Source organism: Accumulibacter sp. (assembly GCF_032229525.1).
GTDB lineage: Bacteria > Pseudomonadota > Gammaproteobacteria > Burkholderiales > Rhodocyclaceae > Accumulibacter.
Map to the genome: position 1 here is coordinate 4,991 of NZ_JAVTWB010000001.1, position 16,743 is coordinate 21,733.

The 16,743-nt window shown below is 65.0% G+C and carries 13 protein-coding genes; 1 reads left to right on the forward strand and 12 read right to left on the reverse strand.

Annotated features, from left to right (window positions below; all coding sequences use genetic code 11):
- Positions 1-83 precede the first annotated feature (83 nt).
- The 7 genes from RUW20_RS00035 to RUW20_RS00065 all read right to left on the reverse strand — a co-directional run bounded on the left by RUW20_RS00035 (position 84) and on the right by RUW20_RS00065 (position 8,366).
- A complete protein-coding gene (locus RUW20_RS00035) occupies positions 84-473 on the reverse strand; it encodes a GtrA family protein (protein ID WP_313950135.1) in 390 nt (129 codons plus the stop codon).
- Positions 474-623: 150 nt separating this feature from the next.
- Complete coding sequence (locus tag RUW20_RS00040) at positions 624-3,638, reverse strand: DEAD/DEAH box helicase (protein WP_313950136.1); 3,015 nt, start codon at positions 3,636-3,638, stop codon at positions 624-626.
- A gap of 240 nt (positions 3,639-3,878) precedes the next feature.
- Entirely contained in the window at positions 3,879-4,373 is a 495-nt protein-coding gene (locus tag RUW20_RS00045; RefSeq protein ID WP_313950137.1) for a YajQ family cyclic di-GMP-binding protein, read from the reverse strand.
- 244 nt (positions 4,374-4,617) lie between these two features.
- Positions 4,618-4,929 (reverse strand): pyrimidine/purine nucleoside phosphorylase, encoded by a 312-nt coding sequence (locus RUW20_RS00050; RefSeq protein WP_313950138.1) that lies wholly within the window; start codon positions 4,927-4,929, stop codon positions 4,618-4,620.
- A gap of 65 nt (positions 4,930-4,994) precedes the next feature.
- Positions 4,995-6,224: an argininosuccinate synthase gene (locus tag RUW20_RS00055; RefSeq protein ID WP_313950139.1), complete on the reverse strand. Its 1,230-nt coding sequence runs from the start codon at positions 6,222-6,224 to the stop codon at positions 4,995-4,997.
- Positions 6,225-6,245: 21 nt separating this feature from the next.
- On the reverse strand, positions 6,246-7,181 hold the full coding sequence (gene argF, locus RUW20_RS00060; RefSeq protein WP_313950140.1) for an ornithine carbamoyltransferase: 936 nt from the start codon (positions 7,179-7,181) through the stop codon (positions 6,246-6,248).
- Positions 7,182-7,190: 9 nt separating this feature from the next.
- On the reverse strand, positions 7,191-8,366 hold the full coding sequence (locus RUW20_RS00065) for an aspartate aminotransferase family protein (protein ID WP_313950141.1): 1,176 nt from the start codon (positions 8,364-8,366) through the stop codon (positions 7,191-7,193).
- Between the two features lie 320 nt (positions 8,367-8,686).
- Between RUW20_RS00065 and RUW20_RS00070 the strand changes: the two genes are divergently transcribed.
- Entirely contained in the window at positions 8,687-9,145 is a 459-nt protein-coding gene (locus tag RUW20_RS00070; RefSeq protein WP_313950142.1) for a DUF2501 domain-containing protein, read from the forward strand.
- 262 nt (positions 9,146-9,407) lie between these two features.
- Here the strand turns inward: RUW20_RS00070 and RUW20_RS00075 are convergent, their stop codons facing one another.
- From RUW20_RS00075 to RUW20_RS00095, 5 genes are read right to left on the reverse strand one after another with little or no spacing between them, the layout of a single operon-like run.
- On the reverse strand, positions 9,408-10,280 hold the full coding sequence (locus RUW20_RS00075; RefSeq protein ID WP_313950143.1) for a formylglycine-generating enzyme family protein: 873 nt from the start codon (positions 10,278-10,280) through the stop codon (positions 9,408-9,410).
- On the reverse strand, positions 10,277-13,180 hold the full coding sequence (locus RUW20_RS00080) for a formylglycine-generating enzyme family protein (RefSeq protein WP_313950144.1): 2,904 nt from the start codon (positions 13,178-13,180) through the stop codon (positions 10,277-10,279). Before RUW20_RS00080 ends, RUW20_RS00075 begins: the two co-directional genes overlap by 4 nt.
- The gene (locus RUW20_RS00085) at positions 13,177-14,235 is read right to left on the reverse strand and encodes a MoxR family ATPase (protein ID WP_313950145.1); all 1,059 of its coding nucleotides are present in this window, start codon (positions 14,233-14,235) and stop codon (positions 13,177-13,179) included. Before RUW20_RS00085 ends, RUW20_RS00080 begins: the two co-directional genes overlap by 4 nt.
- A 51-nt stretch (positions 14,236-14,286) precedes the next feature.
- Entirely contained in the window at positions 14,287-15,642 is a 1,356-nt protein-coding gene (locus RUW20_RS00090; protein ID WP_313950146.1) for a TIR domain-containing protein, read from the reverse strand.
- 9 nt (positions 15,643-15,651) lie between these two features.
- A complete protein-coding gene (locus RUW20_RS00095; protein WP_313950147.1) occupies positions 15,652-16,398 on the reverse strand; it encodes a zf-TFIIB domain-containing protein in 747 nt (248 codons plus the stop codon).
- Positions 16,399-16,743: the final 345 nt, after the last annotated feature.

Here is a 16,743-nt window from a genome sequence, read left to right on the forward strand (position 1 = left end):
GTGGCTTCGTGGCTTCGTGGCTTCGTGGCTTCGTGGCTTGGTGGCTTGGTGGCTTGGTGGCTTGGTGCCTGCCGCAGCTTTGCTCAGCTTTCCCGGAAAGTCCAGAAACGGTTGGCGAGAAAATTCCAGAGCAGAACGAGGCCGGTCACCACCACTTGCGCCAGCAGATAATGCACCGAGATGCGGGACAATAGCATAGCCATCAGAGCCCCGTTCAGCAAACAGCCGCCACCGGCGACGGTCATGAATCTGGGCAGCGCCTCGCGATGCTTCCTCGTACTACGAAAGGTCAGGCGGTAGTTCAGCCAGTAGTTGACCAAGGCTCCGATCACGAAGCCCAGGGTGGATGCCGCCACGGGGTTAACATCCGCTTGCGAAACCAGACCGTAGAGAACCATAAACTGCGCAGCCGTCCCGACCAGACCGACCAGGGCAAAGGAAAAAAACTGCTTCAGCAGTGAATGCGACGGCACGGCAAGGCCCCTCAGGAGTGGCGGCCAAGCGGCCTGCGCCGAGTGCCGGCCCGGCCAGAGTGGGTTCGAAAAAGCGCATCACCACGCGCCACTCGACTGCCTGCGGTTCGCCGCGCCTGCCAGTCGTTCGGCTTCATCACCGCCGACAGTTCAGCTCGGCAGTGGCTCAAACAGTGCGGCGATGTCGTCACTGCCGAACTTGGCGCGGACGCTGTGATCTGCCGAGAGGATACTGGCGGCGAGTTCGGCCTTGCGCTCCTGCAGAGCGAGGATTTTTTCCTCGATGCTGCCGGCGACGATCAACTTGTAGACGAACACCGGCTTGTCCTGACCGAGGCGGTGCGCGCGATCGGTGGCCTGGTTTTCCGCCGCCGGGTTCCACCACGGATCGTAATGAATCACGGTGTCGGCCGCGGTCAGGTTGAGTCCGACGCCACCGGTCTTGAGGCTGATCAGGAACACCGGCACCTCGCCCGTCTGAAAGCGGCGCACCACCCCTTCGCGATCCGTGGTGTCGCCGGTGAGCAGGACATAGCCAATTCCGGCAAGCTTCAGCTCTTTTTCGATCAGCGCCAGCATGCTGGTGAACTGCGAGAAGAGCAGGATCCGCCGCCCTTCCTCGACCTGCTCGGGCACCATGGTCATCAACAGATCGAGCTTGGCCCGCTCCTTCACCTTCTGGGCCGCCTTGGCCTTGACCAGGCGCGGATCGCAGCACACCTGGCGCAGCTTCAGGAGAGCGTCGAGAATGACGATCTGACTGCGGTTGAATCCCTTGCTGGCGATCTCCACGCGCACCTTTTCATCCATCGCCACCCGAACCGTTTCGTACAGATCGCGCTGACTGCCGGCGAGTTCGACCTTGCGCACGATGATCGTTTTCGGGGGCAATTCGCGCGCCACCTCTTCCTTCTTGCGACGCAGGATGAAGGGACGAACCCGGCGGGCGAGCAGATCCCGCCGCTGCGTGTCGCCCTGTTTTTCGATTGGCGCGCGCCAGTACTTGGTGAAGTTCTGGTTGCTGCCGAGAAAACCCGGCAGCAGGAAGTCGAACTGACTCCACAGTTCGCCGAGGTGGTTCTCCAGTGGCGTACCGGTCAGGCACAGGCGATGTCGGGCGACGATCTTGCGAACCACCTCGGCCCCCTGGCTACGCGCGTTCTTGACCGTCTGCGCTTCGTCAAGAATCAGTAGATGGTAGCGATGCTTGGTCAGTTGCGTGGCGTCGCGCCAGAGCAAGGGGTAGGTGGTCAGTACCACATCGTGCTGGGCGATTTCGGCAAAGCGGCTCTTTCGCTCCGGGCCGTGCAGCGAAAGGATAGACAGGCCGGGAGCGAAGCGCGCTGCCTCGTTCTTCCAGTTGAAGATCAGCGAGGTCGGCAGAACGATCAGCGCCGGCCGATCGAGCCGCCCGGCTTCCTTTTCCAGCAGCAGGTGGGCCAGCGTCTGCGCGGTCTTGCCCAAACCCATGTCGTCGGCAAGGATCCCGGAAAGCTTCTGGGCGCGCAAGAACTGCAGCCAGGCGACCCCTTCGGTCTGGTAGTGACGCAGTTCCAGGCCCAGCCCGGCGGGGGGATCGATGTGACTGATGCCTTGCGCCACTCGCAGCTGATCGGCAAGGGCAAACACGTCCTGCTGCCCGCTGAATTGCCAGCGGCTGACATCGTTGAGTTCGGCGAGGCGAGGTGCGTCGAAACGCGAAAGGCGCAGGGTGTTGCCCCCTGGAAAACCGTCGAAGAGGTCGATCAGGGTTGCCGCCAGAGGCTTCAAGCGCCAGGCCGGCGCACGCACGCGTTGACTGGTCGGCGTCACCAGCTCGACCATCTCGTCGTCGTCGATCTGCGCCAGCTGACCCGGGTCAAGCCAGCGCCCGTCACGCCGGAAAAGGGCCGCGAGCAACGGCGCCAGGGGCAGACGTTCGCCTTCGACGATGACTCCCATATCAAGGTCGAACCAGCCGTTCTCCGATTCGACAAGATCGGCGTCCCAGGCGTCGATCTCCAGTTGGCGATGGCGAAAACCGTCGACAAATTCGATCTGCCAGCCGGCAAGACGCAGGCGCGGCAATTCATCACACATGAAGGCCGACCACATGCTCTCCAGCGCCAGGCCGTAGGCATTGTCCGGAGGCCTGCCGAAGGTCTGCAGCACGTAGCCCGGGACCTTCTCGAGACCGGAAGCCGCCGATTCGTCCATCAACTGCTCTTCGCGCTCGCGTTGACGCTCGACACGGACCGTCTCGCCGCTCGCCAGCAGCGCGAAATCACGCGTATCGTCGGGCTTCACCTCGACATCGTGGTAGCGAAAAACCGGCAAGGCAACGTCGAACGGGCCGCCCCCAAAGCTGGCGATGTACTCGCGCCAGCCGCGGTTGCCGTGCGTCTCAAGGGTCTGCAGGCGCAACACTGGAACGGGATCGGCGACGATGCTGCGCATGTCGACGCTGCTGCTCTCCGGGTCGCTGGGCAATTCGCACGTCGGTTCGCTCAAGGCTTCGCCGACCAGTTCCGCGGCCGTTGCCGACAGCGGCGGCAACGAAAACAGGCGCGCGACGACAGCCGGATTGCCGTCCACCTGCAAGGGGCCGATCAGGCGCCGGTCAAGATCGACGTACCATGGCGCCGGCAAGGGAATCACCAGACTGGCCGCCGGCTCCGGCGTCAAAAGCGCTAGCCGACGTCCCTCGGCATTGATCCGCCAGCTGACCACGGCTGGACGCGCCACCGCCAGCGTCAGGCTGGAAAAATCATCCTTTCGGCAGAGCTGACCACTTTGCGCCATCAGCTGCAGCGCCTCGGCGCCGTGCACAGGTCCCAGGCCGAAGGCGCGCAGGCCGGTGTCGAAAGAACGCTCGGCCCACAGCAGGCGCAAGATGGCACGATCTTCGTCACTGACGAAGCGTGGCGGCTTGCTCAGCGCACGATCAAGGCTCCACAACTCTTCGGCGCTTTCCGGATCGCGCCCCTTGTTAACGGTCACCCCGAAGCCGCGGGCGTCTGCCGTCCACTGCAGCAGATAGAACAGGCGCTGGCGATGATTGGCCGACGGACTGCGATCCTTCTTGCTGACCGCCACCGCCACCCGCCGCAGCTCCTCGGTCCAGGAAAGAACGCCGAGATCTGTCCGGCCCGCGCGATCGTCCGGATTCTCGAGCGGGTTATACAAGCTGAAAGCCTCGCAGGCAACGAACGCCGCGGCGGTGCGAACTGATCGGCAGAGCGTTGAAACGCCGGCCTCGCAACAGAAATTTCATGGGTGGTCTGCTGTCTCGGAACGCGGAAAACGGCGTTCCAGTCGTGAACAAGAACCGCCTAGGGTAGCACAAGAGCGCGCCAGGCAGACGGCAAGAAGACGCTCGAAGAGCTCTCGAGAGGGCGCCGCGAAGCCCCCCGCCGGTGGCCATGATCAGTCACGGAAATTGCCCGACTTGATCGGGAAATCGGCAATCGCCTTGGCCACGACCGCGATGCAGGCCTGCAGCTCGTCACGCTTGGCGCCGCTGACCCGTACCGCGTCACCCTGAATCGACGCCTGCACCTTGAGCTTGGAATCCTTGATCAGCTTGACGATTCTCTTGGCCAGTTCCGACTCGATGCCGATCTTGATCTTCAGCTCCTGCTTGACCTTGTTGCCCGAGACGCGCTGTACCGGCTGGTGATCCAGCCGCTTGGTGCTCTCTTTCTCTTTCTTTTCCATCGCCGGAAAGAGCAGATCCTTGATCTGGTCAAGCTGAAAATCGGAGTCGCCGTAGAGCGTGATCAGCTTGTCTTTTTCGTTCAGCTCGACCTTGGCACTGGTTGCCTTGAAGTCGTAACGATTGTCGATAGCCCGCCCGGTGACATCTATCGCATTACGCAGGGCAGTCATGTCGGCTTCTGAAGAAAAATCGAATGATGGCATCGCAGCTCCCGTTGAGAGTGGTCCAGGAAAAATCGGCGGGTCAGGCTAACGGTCATGAACTGTCGGGACACCCCCGATAATGAAAGTCATGTCCGTTTCCCTTCTCCCCCACGCGGGAGAAGGGAGATTCGTGAGTCGCGAAGGCGACTTTCACGGTAAGGCTGGAGCCGCCTTGGTCGCCCGCGTCGCGCAGCCGGCGGCCAGGCGAGCGCCAGCGGCGCCGGTGAAACTGCCAGAACCCAGCCTACGCGAAGTGACAGACGTAGTGATAAGGGTCATCGCAGGCGATCTCGAACGATGAGTTGGCCGGCACCGCAAAGGACTGGCCCGCGCCATAGCTGGTCCACTCGCTTTCGCCCTGCAGGCGGACACGGCACGAACCACCGACGCCCTCCATCACCTCCGGCGAGGTGGTAGTGAAGGTCAACGCGGAGGGCAGGATGACGCCGAGCGTTTTCCGGCTTCCGTCCGCCAGCTGCAGGCTGTGGCTGACGCACTTGCCGTCGAAATAGACGTTGGCCTGCTTGACCACACTGACGTTATCGAACTGCGACATGTTCACATCCCCCAGAGTTTGTCCATGATCGCCCTGGCCGCCGAGGATGACGGCTGAGCTGCGGATCAGCGCGCGCGCCCCGCCAGTTTCGCCGCAATACGCATGCGCAGAGCATTGAGCTTGATGAAACCGCCAGCGTCCTTCTGGTCGTAAGCACCTGCGTCGTCCTCGAAGCTGGCGATCGTCGAGTCGAACAGCGAATCGGTTTTCGAATCGCGGCCGACGACGATCACGTTGCCTTTGTAGAGTTTCAGCCGCACCCAGCCGTTCACCGGCTGCTGCGTGTGATCGATCAGGGTCTGCAGGGCGTAACGTTCCGGGCTCCACCAGTAACCGTTGTAGATCATGCTGGCATAGCGCGGCATCAGGTCGTCCTTGAGGTGGGCGACTTCGCGGTCGAGAGTGATCGACTCGATCGCGCGGTGCGCGCGCAGCAGGATCGTGCCGCCAGGGGTCTCGTAACAGCCGCGCGACTTCATGCCGACGTAGCGATTCTCAACCAGGTCGATGCGGCCGACACCGTGCTTGCCGCCCAGCTGGTTGAGCAGGGCCAGCAATTCGTGCGCCGGCATCCGCTGGCCGTTGATCGAAACCAGATCACCCTTCTCGAACTCAAGATCAAGGTACTCGGCAGCGTCTGGCGCCGCCTCCGGCGACACCGTCCAGCGCCACATCGACTCCTCGGCTTCGGCTGCCGGCTCCTCGAGGTGACGGCCCTCGTAGCTGATGTGCAACAGGTTGGCGTCCATCGAATACGGCGAGCCCCCCTGCTTGTGCTTCATTTCGACCGGAATGCCGTGCTGCTCGGCGTAGGCCAGCAGCTTTTCGCGCGACAGCAGATCCCACTCGCGCCATGGGGCGATGATCCGGATATCCGGCTTCAGGGCATAGGCGCCGAGTTCGAAGCGGACCTGGTCGTTGCCTTTACCCGTCGCGCCATGGACGACCGCGTCGGAACCGGTCTGCTCGACGATCTCGATCATCCGCTTGGCGATCAAGGGCCGCGCGATCGAGGTACCGAGGAGATATTCGCCCTCATAGACGGTGTTGGCGCGGAACATCGGAAAGACGAAGTCGCGGACGAACTCTTCGCGCAGATCGTCGATATAGATGTTCTCCGGCGCGATGCCGAACTTCAGCGCTTTCGGCCGTGCCGCCTCGAGCTCGTCGCCCTGGCCGACATCGGCGGTGAAGGTCACCACCTCACATTGATAGGTGTCCTGCAACCACTTCAGGATCACCGAAGTATCGAGACCGCCCGAATAGGCCAGTACCGCCTTTTTTACGTCACTCATGAGATTTCCCTGCTGATTCTACTAATTGGATTGTGGAGCATCGATCCGGCCGAGCAGGAGATACTCCAGCAGCGCCTTCTGGGTATGCATGCGGTTCTCGGCCTCGTCCCAGACCACGCTCTGCGGCCCGTCGATCACCGCCGCCTCGACTTCCTCGCCACGGTGCACCGGCAGACAGTGCATGAACAGCGACTCGGGACCGGCGGTCCGCATCATCTCGAGGTCGACCTGCCAGTCGGCGAAGTCACGCCGGCGCTCTTCGTTCTCGGCTTCGAAACCCATCGACGTCCACACGTCGGTAGTTACCAGATCGGCACCGCGCGCGGCATCCATCGGATCGGCGAAGTGCTCGAAGTGACCGGTGCCGTACAAGCCGGCGCGGGCCGGCTCGACCTCGTAACCCGGCGGCGTCGACACGTGCACGTTGAAATCGAGCACCTCGGCGGCCTGCAACCAGGTGTTGCAGACGTTGTTCGAGTCGCCAATCCAGGCCACTGTCTTGCCCTGAATCGGTCCGCGATGTTCGATAAAGGTGAAGATGTCGGCGACGATCTGACAGGGGTGGTACTCGTTGGTCAGGCCGTTGATCACCGGCACCCTGGAGTTCGCTGCAAAGCGCTCGATCATCTCCTGCTCAAAAGTGCGGATCATCACCACGTCGCTCATGCGCGAGATCACCCGCGCCGCGTCCTCGACCGACTCGCCGCGCTGCAGTTGCGAATCACGGCTGTTCAGGTAGATCGCGGAACCGCCGAGTTGCTGCATGCCGGCTTCGAACGACAGCCGGGTGCGCGTGCTGGCCTTCTCGAAGATCATCACCAGCGTACGGTCGCTGAGCGGCCAGTACTTCCGGTATGCCTTGAATTGCCCCTTGATCCAGCGCGAGCGCTCGAACAGGTGGTCGAACTCCGCACGCGTGAAATCCTTGAACTGCAGAAAGTGCTTTACGCTATCCATGACCGACCTCTAGCGGGCAGCAAGAAAATCGCCGACGATCCCGGCCAGGCGCGACACCAGCTCGCGAGCCTCGTCCGCACTGAAGGTCAGCGGTGGCAACAGGCGAACGACCCGGTCGGCCGTGACATTGATCAGCAGACCCACTTCCAGCGCACGCGTCACCAGTTCGCTGCACGGACGATCGAGTTCGATGCCGATCATCAGCCCCTGACCACGGATGTCGACCACGCCTGCAAGGCCAGACAGTGCCTGTGCCAACCCCTCGCGGATCAGTCCGCCAACGGTGACCGCGTTGTCGAGCAGACCGTCTTCCTCGATCACCGCGACGGTCGTCAAAGCGGCGGTCGTCGCCAGCTGATTGCCGCCGAAGGTCGAACCATGCTTGCCCGGCTTGAACAGCCCCGCCGCTTTGCCGGCCGCCAGGCAGGCGCCGATCGGCACGCCGCTGCCGAGCCCCTTGGCCAGCGTCACCACGTCCGGGCGGATCCCCGAGTGCTGGAAGGCAAACCAGCTGCCGGTCCGACCGGTACCGCACTGCACCTCGTCGCAGATCAGCAGCCAGTTTCTCTCGTCGCACAAGGCGCGCAGCCCGCGCTGGAAATCGACATCGGCGAGGTTGATGCCGCCCTCGCCCTGAACGATTTCGAGCATCACCGCGACCACGTTCTGGTTGCTCCTGGCGATCGCCTGGATCGCTTCGAGATCGTTGTAGGGCACCCGCACGAAGCCCGATACCAGCGGTTCGAAGCCGGCCTGCGCCTTGCGATTGCCGGTCGCCGAAAGGGTGGCCATGGTACGGCCGTGAAAGGCCTTTTCCATGACCACGATCGCCGGCCGCTCGACACCCTGCTTGTGACCATGAAAGCGCGCCAGCTTGATCGCCGCCTCGTTGGCTTCGCAACCCGAGTTGCAGAAGAAAACCTCGTCCATTCCCGCCAGCGCCGCCAGCTTGTCGGCGAGCTCCTCCTGCTGCGGAATGCGGTAGAGGTTCGACGAATGCAGCAGCCGCCCCGCCTGCGCAGCAATCGCCGCGACCAGTACCGGGTGGTTGTGCCCGAGGGTCGAAACGGCGATCCCCGCCAACGCGTCGAGGTAGCACTTGCCCTCGGTATCGGTCACCCAGCTGCCGTCGCCATGGCTGAAGGCGATGGGCAGGCGGGCGTAGGTATTCATCAGGTGCGACATGGACCACCCATTACAGAGCACTTGAAACTGAAACGGCGGCTCGCGCCGCCGGATAACGATACCAGCTCCCGGACCACCTCGGTCCGGTTCGGCGCACTTCGGGAAGACTGGCACGCCGCATTACAAGGGCAGGAATTCTACGGGAAAAAACACCGGCTGTATAGAAAACGCGGCGTTTTGAGGTGCTTTTTGGGCGCTTTTGGGCAGCCGCGTCGATCGCAGCGCGACAGGAAATTGCGCCGCGCGGGAGGGAGCGATTGGCCGCACGGCGCCAATGCACTAGAGTGGCAATTGTTCCAGCCCACGACAGGAGTACGACCATGAATGCACATCGCCATCGCCACGCCATCGCCGCGATCCTGATCGCCGCTTTGCTGCCTTTGTCGGCCGCACACGCACAGCTCGGCGACCTGCTCAAACAGGGAGGCAGTAGCGGCGCGTCCGGGGGAATGGGGGATCTCGGCGGCCTGGGCAGCGCCCTGTCCGGAAAGTCACTCACCTCCGGCAGCCTTGGCAACGTCGCCGGCCTGCTCGAGTTCTGCATCAAGAACAACTACCTGGGCGCCAACAAGGCGGCTTCGGTGAAGGATTCGCTGATGGGCAAGCTGCCGGGCGGATCAACCGCCGCCCCATCCGACAGTGGCTACAACAGCGGCGCCAAAGGCATTCTGAGCAGCAGCGACGGCAACCAGATGGACCTCAGCGGCGGCGGCCTGAAAGACAAAGTCACCAAGCAGGTCTGCGACAAGATCCTCGACCAGGGCAAGTCGATGCTTTGAGCTGGCGGCGCGACCGACCGAGGATCGGTCAAACGCAAAGCGCGAGCCCGCCGGATAGTTGGGGTGCGGCAGCGAAATCTTGCCTGGCCGGAGGACAACCAAATTCCGAGCAGCACGGTGCTCGTCTGGACTAGCCACACAGAGCCACTCGATTAGGGGCTGGGCGGCGGCGAAAAAATGGGCCTGAAAACGGCCAATAGACCACCAAGCGACGCGCCAGAAGAACCCCTGACGAGGTCATTCATGTCAATTCCCTATTTCTTCACAGCTTCCGAGTCGGGAAATCGCTCCTTGGCTCACGCCTGGGGGACTCCCGAAGGAGAAAACGAAAACCGACAACAGGCGACCGCGTGTTGGCTTCGACTGCACCCTGAGCTGCCGAACGCGCGCGCTCGGTACCGTGAAACCAGGAGCCACCCCGGATAGCCCGTTGGGCGAGATCGTGACTCGACTCCTCGATTATGGCGTCGTCGTCGCCGTCGATTAGGTCGGCACACCATTCGCCAAGATTTCCGTGAGTCTCGTAAAGACCCCAAGCGTTGGCCGGCAGCGTCTTTACTGCCGCGGTCATTCCAGACCCTGCCCAGAATGCGCCTACCTTGTCACGGTAGTTTGGGTTGTAGTGGACCTGTGCGGTCGTGACCTCGTCACCGAAACTGAATGCGCTGCGCGTACCGGCGCGGCAGGCGTACTCCCATTCGGCTTCGCTCGGTAGTTCGGGCGGCACACCCTGGCTGAAACTCTGCAGGCGCGCGAGGAAACCGCTGGAAGGCGAGGTGATGTCGTTCCAGCTGACCTGTTCGACCGGGTGTTGCGGGCTGCCGGGATGCTCTGAATTTCCTACGCTGAAGCGGCTCGGATTGCTCGCCATCACCGCCTGCCACAGCGCCTGCGTGCAGGCGGTGTCGGCGAGCCAGAAACCGGCGACGATTGGCGTTTCGACCTGCCGTTCCGGCTGCCGCTCGTCGCCCATCCGGAAGCTGCCGGCTTCGATCCAGCGCAGGCGCTGCACGACGTCGGCGACCGCCAGCTCGGCCCAGAGTCCGAAGCGGTCGTCGCCCCAGGCGCTGGCCCAGCGCGGCGGGAAGGGGTCGGAGCCGCGCCGGCGCCATGCTTCTCGGCTGAGGGCGTTCATCGCTTCGTTCGCTTGGGTTTGGGAATCGGCCATCGTGGCGGCGTGCGGGTCGGCCGGTCAGCCAACGGAAATCCGCCTGCCAGCGCCTCCGCAACGCGCCGCCTTACTTCAAATGCAGAAGCCATCTCCGAGGCTAGGGCATGGCGTTCGCTAGACCAATCCGCCCCTTCCTGGCGCGCTGGCCACTCCGTGGCCCCGGCCGAGCCGGATGACCTCAGGGAAAGGCGGAACCCCTGGTCGGCGTAGCTTCTGCGGACGTCGCGGGGCCACCGGCCGCGGCACGCGGAGCGCAGCCACCCGGCGTCGTCGAGCCACGAGCCGCCGCGCAAGACGCGGGGAGCATCCTGATTTTCAGGCCCCCTGGGGTCGGTCTCGTCGCCCGCGGCATAGTCGCGCCTCCCATCGGCGCACCACTCCCAGACGTTGCCGTGCATCTCATACAGCCCCCAGGGGTTGGCGGGCAGGCTTCTGACCGGGACGGTCGCTGCGCGATACGCGCTCTTCCTGCCTCCGGCGTAAGGCCGGTTGCCGTTGTGGTTGACCTGGTCGGGGCTGATGTTGTCGCCGAAGCTGAACGGTGTGCTGGTGCCGGCACGGCAGGCGTACTCCCATTCGGCTTCGCTCGGCAGGCTGGCAACAACCGCGCCCGGCAGCAGCTTTTCGAGCCCACGCAGGAAGCGCTGCACGTCGTCCCAGCTGACGGTCTCGACCGGATGCTGCGCACCGCCGCCTTTCCCGGAAATGAAATGGCTCGGGTTGTCGCCCATCACCGCCTGCCACAGCGCCTGCGTACAGGCGCTGTCGGCGAGCCAGAAACCCTTGGTCAGCGTCACCGCGTGCTGCGGCCCTTCGTTGCGCTCGCGTTCGGCTTCGGACTCGGGCGAGCCCATCAGGAAATGGCCGGGCTCGATGTAGCGCAGGCGCTGAATCACGGTTTGCGGGCTGTCCGGCGCGGTGCGCTGGCTGACCGGCAGCTGCAGGTCGGCGTAAAGCCCGAAAGCGTCGCGGCCGATCTCCTGCGCCCACTCGGGTCGCTCGATGGTCCTCACCAGGTAACGGTGCCGGCCGGCGCCCAGCGTCAGCCCGCCGGCGGGGCCGGCAAGGCTGGCGAGCGCCGCGATGCACTGCGGCCCGGCGGCGGGATCGAGCAGGCGCGTCGACTTGCCGTCCGCATCGCCGACCTGCAGGCGCTTGATGCGCATCGGCGAGCCGAGGCGCGACTGAGCCGGTCCGGCCGGGCGCTCGGCGCCCCACAGCATCAGCCCTTCGTCGCTGACGCCGAGTTGGCAGTCGACTTCCGACAGGTCGGCGCACGCGGCGATCGCCTGCGCCAGGTGTTCGTCGTGCAGCCCCGACGGCGACTCGCGCGCGCCGCTCGCCAGCCACACCGGTGCCAACCACTCGGAGTTGGCGGCCACCCAGCGCTGATCGGCGCCGTTGCGGGCGAGCAGGTCGAGCGTGTACTGGCGCAGTGGCGCGTCGGCGCCGGCAGTGCGGGTGGCGCGTTCGCCGAAAGCGGCGACCCAGCGCTGCGCCTCGTCAATGTGCGCAGCGCAGCCGGCTTGCGCTTCGGGGCGGGCGTGCGCTTGCCAGATCGACAGCTCTGCCGCCTCGGTTGCCCGCCCCCGCCAGGCGTGGACGTGCAACGCGACTTCGAGCGCGGCGAACTGCTCGGCCGCGGCGAGTTCGCCGAAAGCCTGGCGGTAGGTGGCGACGTGCTCCACCGCGACGGCACGCGAGACCTGGCTGTTGCCGACCACCGGCTGGTGCGCCCAGACCAGCGCTTCGAGTGCCGGCTCGGCAGCGGTTTCAGGGGTAACCCCGCGCAAGGCGCGCAGCAGCGCCGGCTCGACGCGAACGCAGAAGGCCATGCGTGCCAGCAGTTGCTCGCGCAGCGCTTCCAGGCGAGCGCGTTCGAGGCAGCGCTGCTCCTCGCTGGCGACGCGGCCCCGCTGGCGACGCAGACCCGCAGCGGGCAGCAGGCAGAAGACGTCGGCCCAGCGCGTCAGCTCGGCGTCGATCTGCCGCGGCGCCAGCGGCGCCCAGACCACCGGCTGCGCGCCGTGCTGCGCCAACTGGCGGGAAAAATCGACCCATGAATGCGCCGCTGCCGGCGGCGCGGCAAGCGCGCCGACGTCGGAGAGCAGCAGAACACGCGTCGCCGGCGCCGGCATCGGAATGGCGTCGGCGCGCGCCGCTGACGCGCTGTCGCAGTGCGCGCGCTTTTCCGGCCAGCGCTCGCGCAAGCGCTGCGGGCTGCCGTCGACCAGCCACAGCGTGAAGCCACCGGCGCCACGCTGACGGAGCAGGTCGGCGACGATCGCCTGGAAGTCTTCCTGGTAGGGCAGCAGGTGCGCGGCGCAGTCCCAGACAACGAGCAGTTCGCCACCCCAGCTCGCCTGACGGCAGCGCGGCAGCCGGCGCAGCGGCCGCGCGTCGGCCAGTTCGCGCAACAGGCGCGGCATGTCGATCCCCGCGTGGCGCGTTTCCAGCGCCGAGCGCTTGAGCGCCGGCCACAGGCGCGTCTGACGAACCAGCGGGACGAAGGGCGCCGCTTCGCCATCGCTGCGCCGCGGCGCGCATTGCGCCGGGGTCAATGGCTGCGACCGCTCCGGCTCGCTTGGCTCGGCCGGCAGTTCGAGCCGTTGGCAAGCGGTGATGGCGAACAAGGGCGCGCGCAGAGGCTCCCTGTCCTCGACGATGACAGGCGGTATGGGCGCGCGACCGCTGACTGCACGAAACTGGCCTACAGGCTGAACCACTCCTGAAAATGTCGCGACTGCCGGCTGGCGCTCAAAGCGAAGCAGGCCGGCGTAGCGACGCGCGCGCTCATCGTCTTCGCCGGTGAGCGCCAGCGCCCGCAGCAGGTCGGCCCGCGCCAGCACCGGCGAGGCCTTCATTGCCGAGGCGGCTCCCCGGCGTCGACGGCGGGGCGCTGCTGCGAGAGCTGTGGGCTGCCGTCGACGATGCCGTTCTTGAGGAAGGCGTAGGGCGCGAGGCGATTGAGCCATTGCTTCTGTTCGGCGTGCTTGCCGGGAGCTAATCGCTGCAGCGCGGTGAGCAGATCGATGTATTCGGCGAGACCCGGCGGCGGCACGCCGGCTAGCCTGGCGTGGTGCCGGTCGGCGTCGAGTTGCGCGGCGGCCATCTGCAGGATCTCACCGTCGAGCTGCGCTCCCTGCGCTGCGTCTGCTCCGAAGTGCGCCCGCCCGCGCTTGACGAGGAAGTCGGCATAGGGCGCGTCCGGCTCGAGGGTGAGCACGACACAACGGCGCAGGAAGGCTGCCGGCAGCTCGCGCTCCTCGTTGGTGGTGATCACCACCAACGGCAGGCCGTCGCCGGGTTTGATCGGCTTCCCGGTGACCGGGTTGGCAAACTCGCGGCTACCGAGGACTTCGAGCAGGCTGTTCGGCAGGTCGCTGTCGGCCTTGTCGATTTCGTCGATCAGGATCACGTGCCCGGCGGGCCTGTCTGCGGCGCTGTTCGGCGCGCTGGCTGTGGGCCGGGCCAGCGAAGCCTCGTCGTCGTCGAGGTATTGCTTCACCGCGCCGGAGCGCGGACCGTAGGTGAGCGCGTGATCCCAGGCGAAAGCCCGCCAGAAGGGCCCGGGCAGCCAGTAGCATTCGTCGTCCTTGATGCCGACGCCGGAGACGCCGGCGGCCTGCGCGTCGGCCAGCCGCTGCACGGCGTCGAAGCGGTAGAAGAGATCCTGCGCCTCGAAGCGCGGGCTGATGGTGACGGGGTCCAGCTTCCAGCCCAGCGCGTCGGCGGCGGCGCGCGCCAGCTGCGTCTTGCCGGTGCCTGGCTCGCCGCGCACGAGCAGCGGCCGTTCCGACGCCAGCGCCAGGTGCAGCGCGTCGATCTCGTTCTGCGACCATTGATGAACGAGGCCGTCGAAACGCGCGACGGCGTCGGCTTTGAGGTTCTGCAGCAGTTTTCTGACGTCGGTTTCCATGGGGTCGGCCTGTAATGTCGTTGGATCGTTGGGTCGTTGGGTTGTTGATTTCTATGCCCTGGGCGGGGTTGCCGCAAGACGCTCGATGATCAGTTCTGCGGCTCTGTCCGGAGTACGCTCGTTGCAGTCGATGGTGAGGTCGATTGAAAACAGGCCATCGACCGGCTGATCATCGAAACGGAAAGGCATGATGCGCTGCTCCTGACCCTTCTTGATCAGGTCGCACACGACGCGCCATTCGACGCCGCCACACCATTCCTTCGCTTGATAGTCGCCGCTGAGAAAGACGACGATCAGATCGGACTGATCGCGATAGATCGTCTGCAGGTACCGGTCGCGGTTGAATCCGCACAGCAGCGCCTCAAAGTTGGGGTAATAGAACACGGCATCGGGTCCCAGCTCCTCGGCGAGCCCCGCGGCCACCCCGTCCACGTACTCTCGCTGCTCGCCAGCGAGCGAAAGCGCGACCCGAAAGTGCATGTCGTGCAAAGCTGGCCTAGCCTGCGCTGCTTGCGCGGACAGCAGCTCGAAGAGTACCGACAGATAGTTCATCAGGTCGGCCTGCAGATTGGCCCTTTTCCACGCGTCGCTGTCAATCTCACCCAGACGCTGTTTGGCAGCGTCGCCATAGCGAAAGGTCGGCACGCCAAAGCGCGTCGCGAACTCCTCGCGCAACTTCGGTTCGTCGAGCGCGTGCGCACTGGCAGCGTTCAGCCCGAACATCGGGCGCGCACCGTTCTTCCTGGCGTATCGGTTCAATTGGCTGAGCAGGACGTCGTCGGAAACCACGCCGTGCGTTTTGACATCGTGCAGGCGCGTTCGCCGATCGCCCCCCGCCAGCTCGTCGAGCGGCGTCTTGAGCATCGCCTGCAGTTCGGCCTTGACGCATTCCCTGCCCCCCTGAAAATCGAGTTCCTGCGGTGGCACGTCGCGCAGCACGTTGACCGCCTCGGCCCGCCGCGTCTGCTCGTCAAAGTGCACCCGGACGCCATTCGCGCACCAGGCAGCGGCGATCACCGCGGCGGCGAGTTGCTCGCTGGCAGCGATCAGCATCTCGTCGGCTGCGGCGGCGCTTACACCTATGCTTTCCAGGGCAAACTTTTCGCGCACACGCCGCTCACAGGCGACCAGGCCGATGCCGATCGCCACCTGCCGCAGGACTTCCGGCGTGCGCCCTGGCGTGGCCGCGAGTTTGCCGAGTTCTGGGGCAAGGCTCCGTATGCTTTCCAGGACCTCAAGCGGGTCCCGCTGCAGGCAATCGTTGAGTAGCGCCTCAGCGTTGACCGGGGCCGTGGTCGTGAACTGCGACTCCGCGGCCCAGGCTTTGGCGAAAGCCGACCAGAGCTCTTCCAGCTTCTGGAGCGCATTCAGTCGATCGCGAAGATTCTCCTGCAGGGGTGTTCTCATAGCGCCCGCCTAGCGCCGCAATAAATTCCAAACCGTCTCGATACCGCCGACGACCAGGTCGGAGATGTCGCTTTCGAGCACGCTCTTGCGCGTCTCGCGGGCCGACAGCGATTTGGCGCGCTCGTTGGCGATCAGCGCGTCGCCCATGGCGTGCGGATCGATGCGCTGCTGCCGGCTGGCTTTTTCGCCGAAGTTATCGAGCGCATCCTGCACGGCGTCGGGGTCGAGAACGACGATCGGCGAGCGGCAGTGATTGCAGACGTTGTCACGCCGGATATCGACTGGCGCGCCACAGCCCGAGCAGCGGATGGTCTGTACCTGGCGCGCCAGCTCGGTGACTTCAGCGCCGTTGAGTTGGCGGACGAAGCCCTTCTCGATCATGAAGGCCGAAAAGGCGCTGTAGCGGCCGTGGCGTTGCGGGCAGCGGCTGTAGGCGAAACGACCATTGCGCGTGCTGTCGAGCCGGTGCATCAGTCGTTCCCGGCAGCGCGGGCAGAGCAGGACGTCGCGCCAGGGCTGGCGCAGGTCGGCATGGTGTTCGTGCAACAGGCGGAAGAGTTCGAGAACGCCGGCCGGGGCGAGTTGAGCGCTCTCGTATTCGTCGAACCAGATGCCCTGGCAGGCGAAACAGACGTCGAGCGAGACGAGGCCGTTGAGCTGGCGCTTGAAGTGATGGATGGTCATCGGCGCCTGGCAACTGGGGCAAGGGCCACCGCTCGCTGGACGAGCAGACTGCGGGTTGGAGGTGTCGGTCATCGAATCTGGCGTACGGCGGGTAGTGTCAGTCGGATCGCTAGCGGCTGTACGCCCGGCGCGGAAAGCGATAATCCGGGGGCACGCCGGCGAGTATAGCGGGCTCGCGGGTGCCAGGCGAGCCCGTACCAGACGAGCCCGGGCTAACGGTCATGACATGTCGAGATACCCCAGATCATGAAAGTCATGACCGTCCCCCTCTCACTTGCAGTGCGCATTCCGGCTTGCACGCCGGAATCGTTCGCCGGGCAGGGAGCATGCTCCCTGAATGCCCCGCCTCACCCCGGCCCTTGTCCCGCGCTGGGGAGAAGGGAAATTCGTGAGTCGCGTACGCGACTTTCACATTAA

What these genes read in the sequence shown, in the direction of transcription:
- RUW20_RS00045 (WP_313950137.1), bottom strand. Translation starts at nt 4,373, where the DNA reads ATGCCATCATTCGATTTTTCTTCAGAAGCCGACATGACTGCCCTGCGT.
- RUW20_RS00050 (WP_313950138.1), bottom strand. Translation starts at nt 4,929, where the DNA reads ATGTCGCAGTTCGATAACGTCAGTGTGGTCAAGCAGGCCAACGTCTAT.
- RUW20_RS00055 (WP_313950139.1), bottom strand. Translation starts at nt 6,224, where the DNA reads ATGAGTGACGTAAAAAAGGCGGTACTGGCCTATTCGGGCGGTCTCGAT.
- argF (WP_313950140.1), bottom strand. Translation starts at nt 7,181, where the DNA reads ATGGATAGCGTAAAGCACTTTCTGCAGTTCAAGGATTTCACGCGTGCG.
- RUW20_RS00065 (WP_313950141.1), bottom strand. Translation starts at nt 8,366, where the DNA reads ATGTCGCACCTGATGAATACCTACGCCCGCCTGCCCATCGCCTTCAGC.
- RUW20_RS00070 (WP_313950142.1), top strand. Translation starts at nt 8,687, where the DNA reads ATGAATGCACATCGCCATCGCCACGCCATCGCCGCGATCCTGATCGCC.
- RUW20_RS00075 (WP_313950143.1), bottom strand. Translation starts at nt 10,280, where the DNA reads ATGAACGCCCTCAGCCGAGAAGCATGGCGCCGGCGCGGCTCCGACCCC.
- RUW20_RS00080 (WP_313950144.1), bottom strand. Translation starts at nt 13,180, where the DNA reads ATGAAGGCCTCGCCGGTGCTGGCGCGGGCCGACCTGCTGCGGGCGCTG.
- RUW20_RS00085 (WP_313950145.1), bottom strand. Translation starts at nt 14,235, where the DNA reads ATGGAAACCGACGTCAGAAAACTGCTGCAGAACCTCAAAGCCGACGCC.
- RUW20_RS00090 (WP_313950146.1), bottom strand. Translation starts at nt 15,642, where the DNA reads ATGAGAACACCCCTGCAGGAGAATCTTCGCGATCGACTGAATGCGCTC.
- RUW20_RS00095 (WP_313950147.1), bottom strand. Translation starts at nt 16,398, where the DNA reads ATGACCGACACCTCCAACCCGCAGTCTGCTCGTCCAGCGAGCGGTGGC.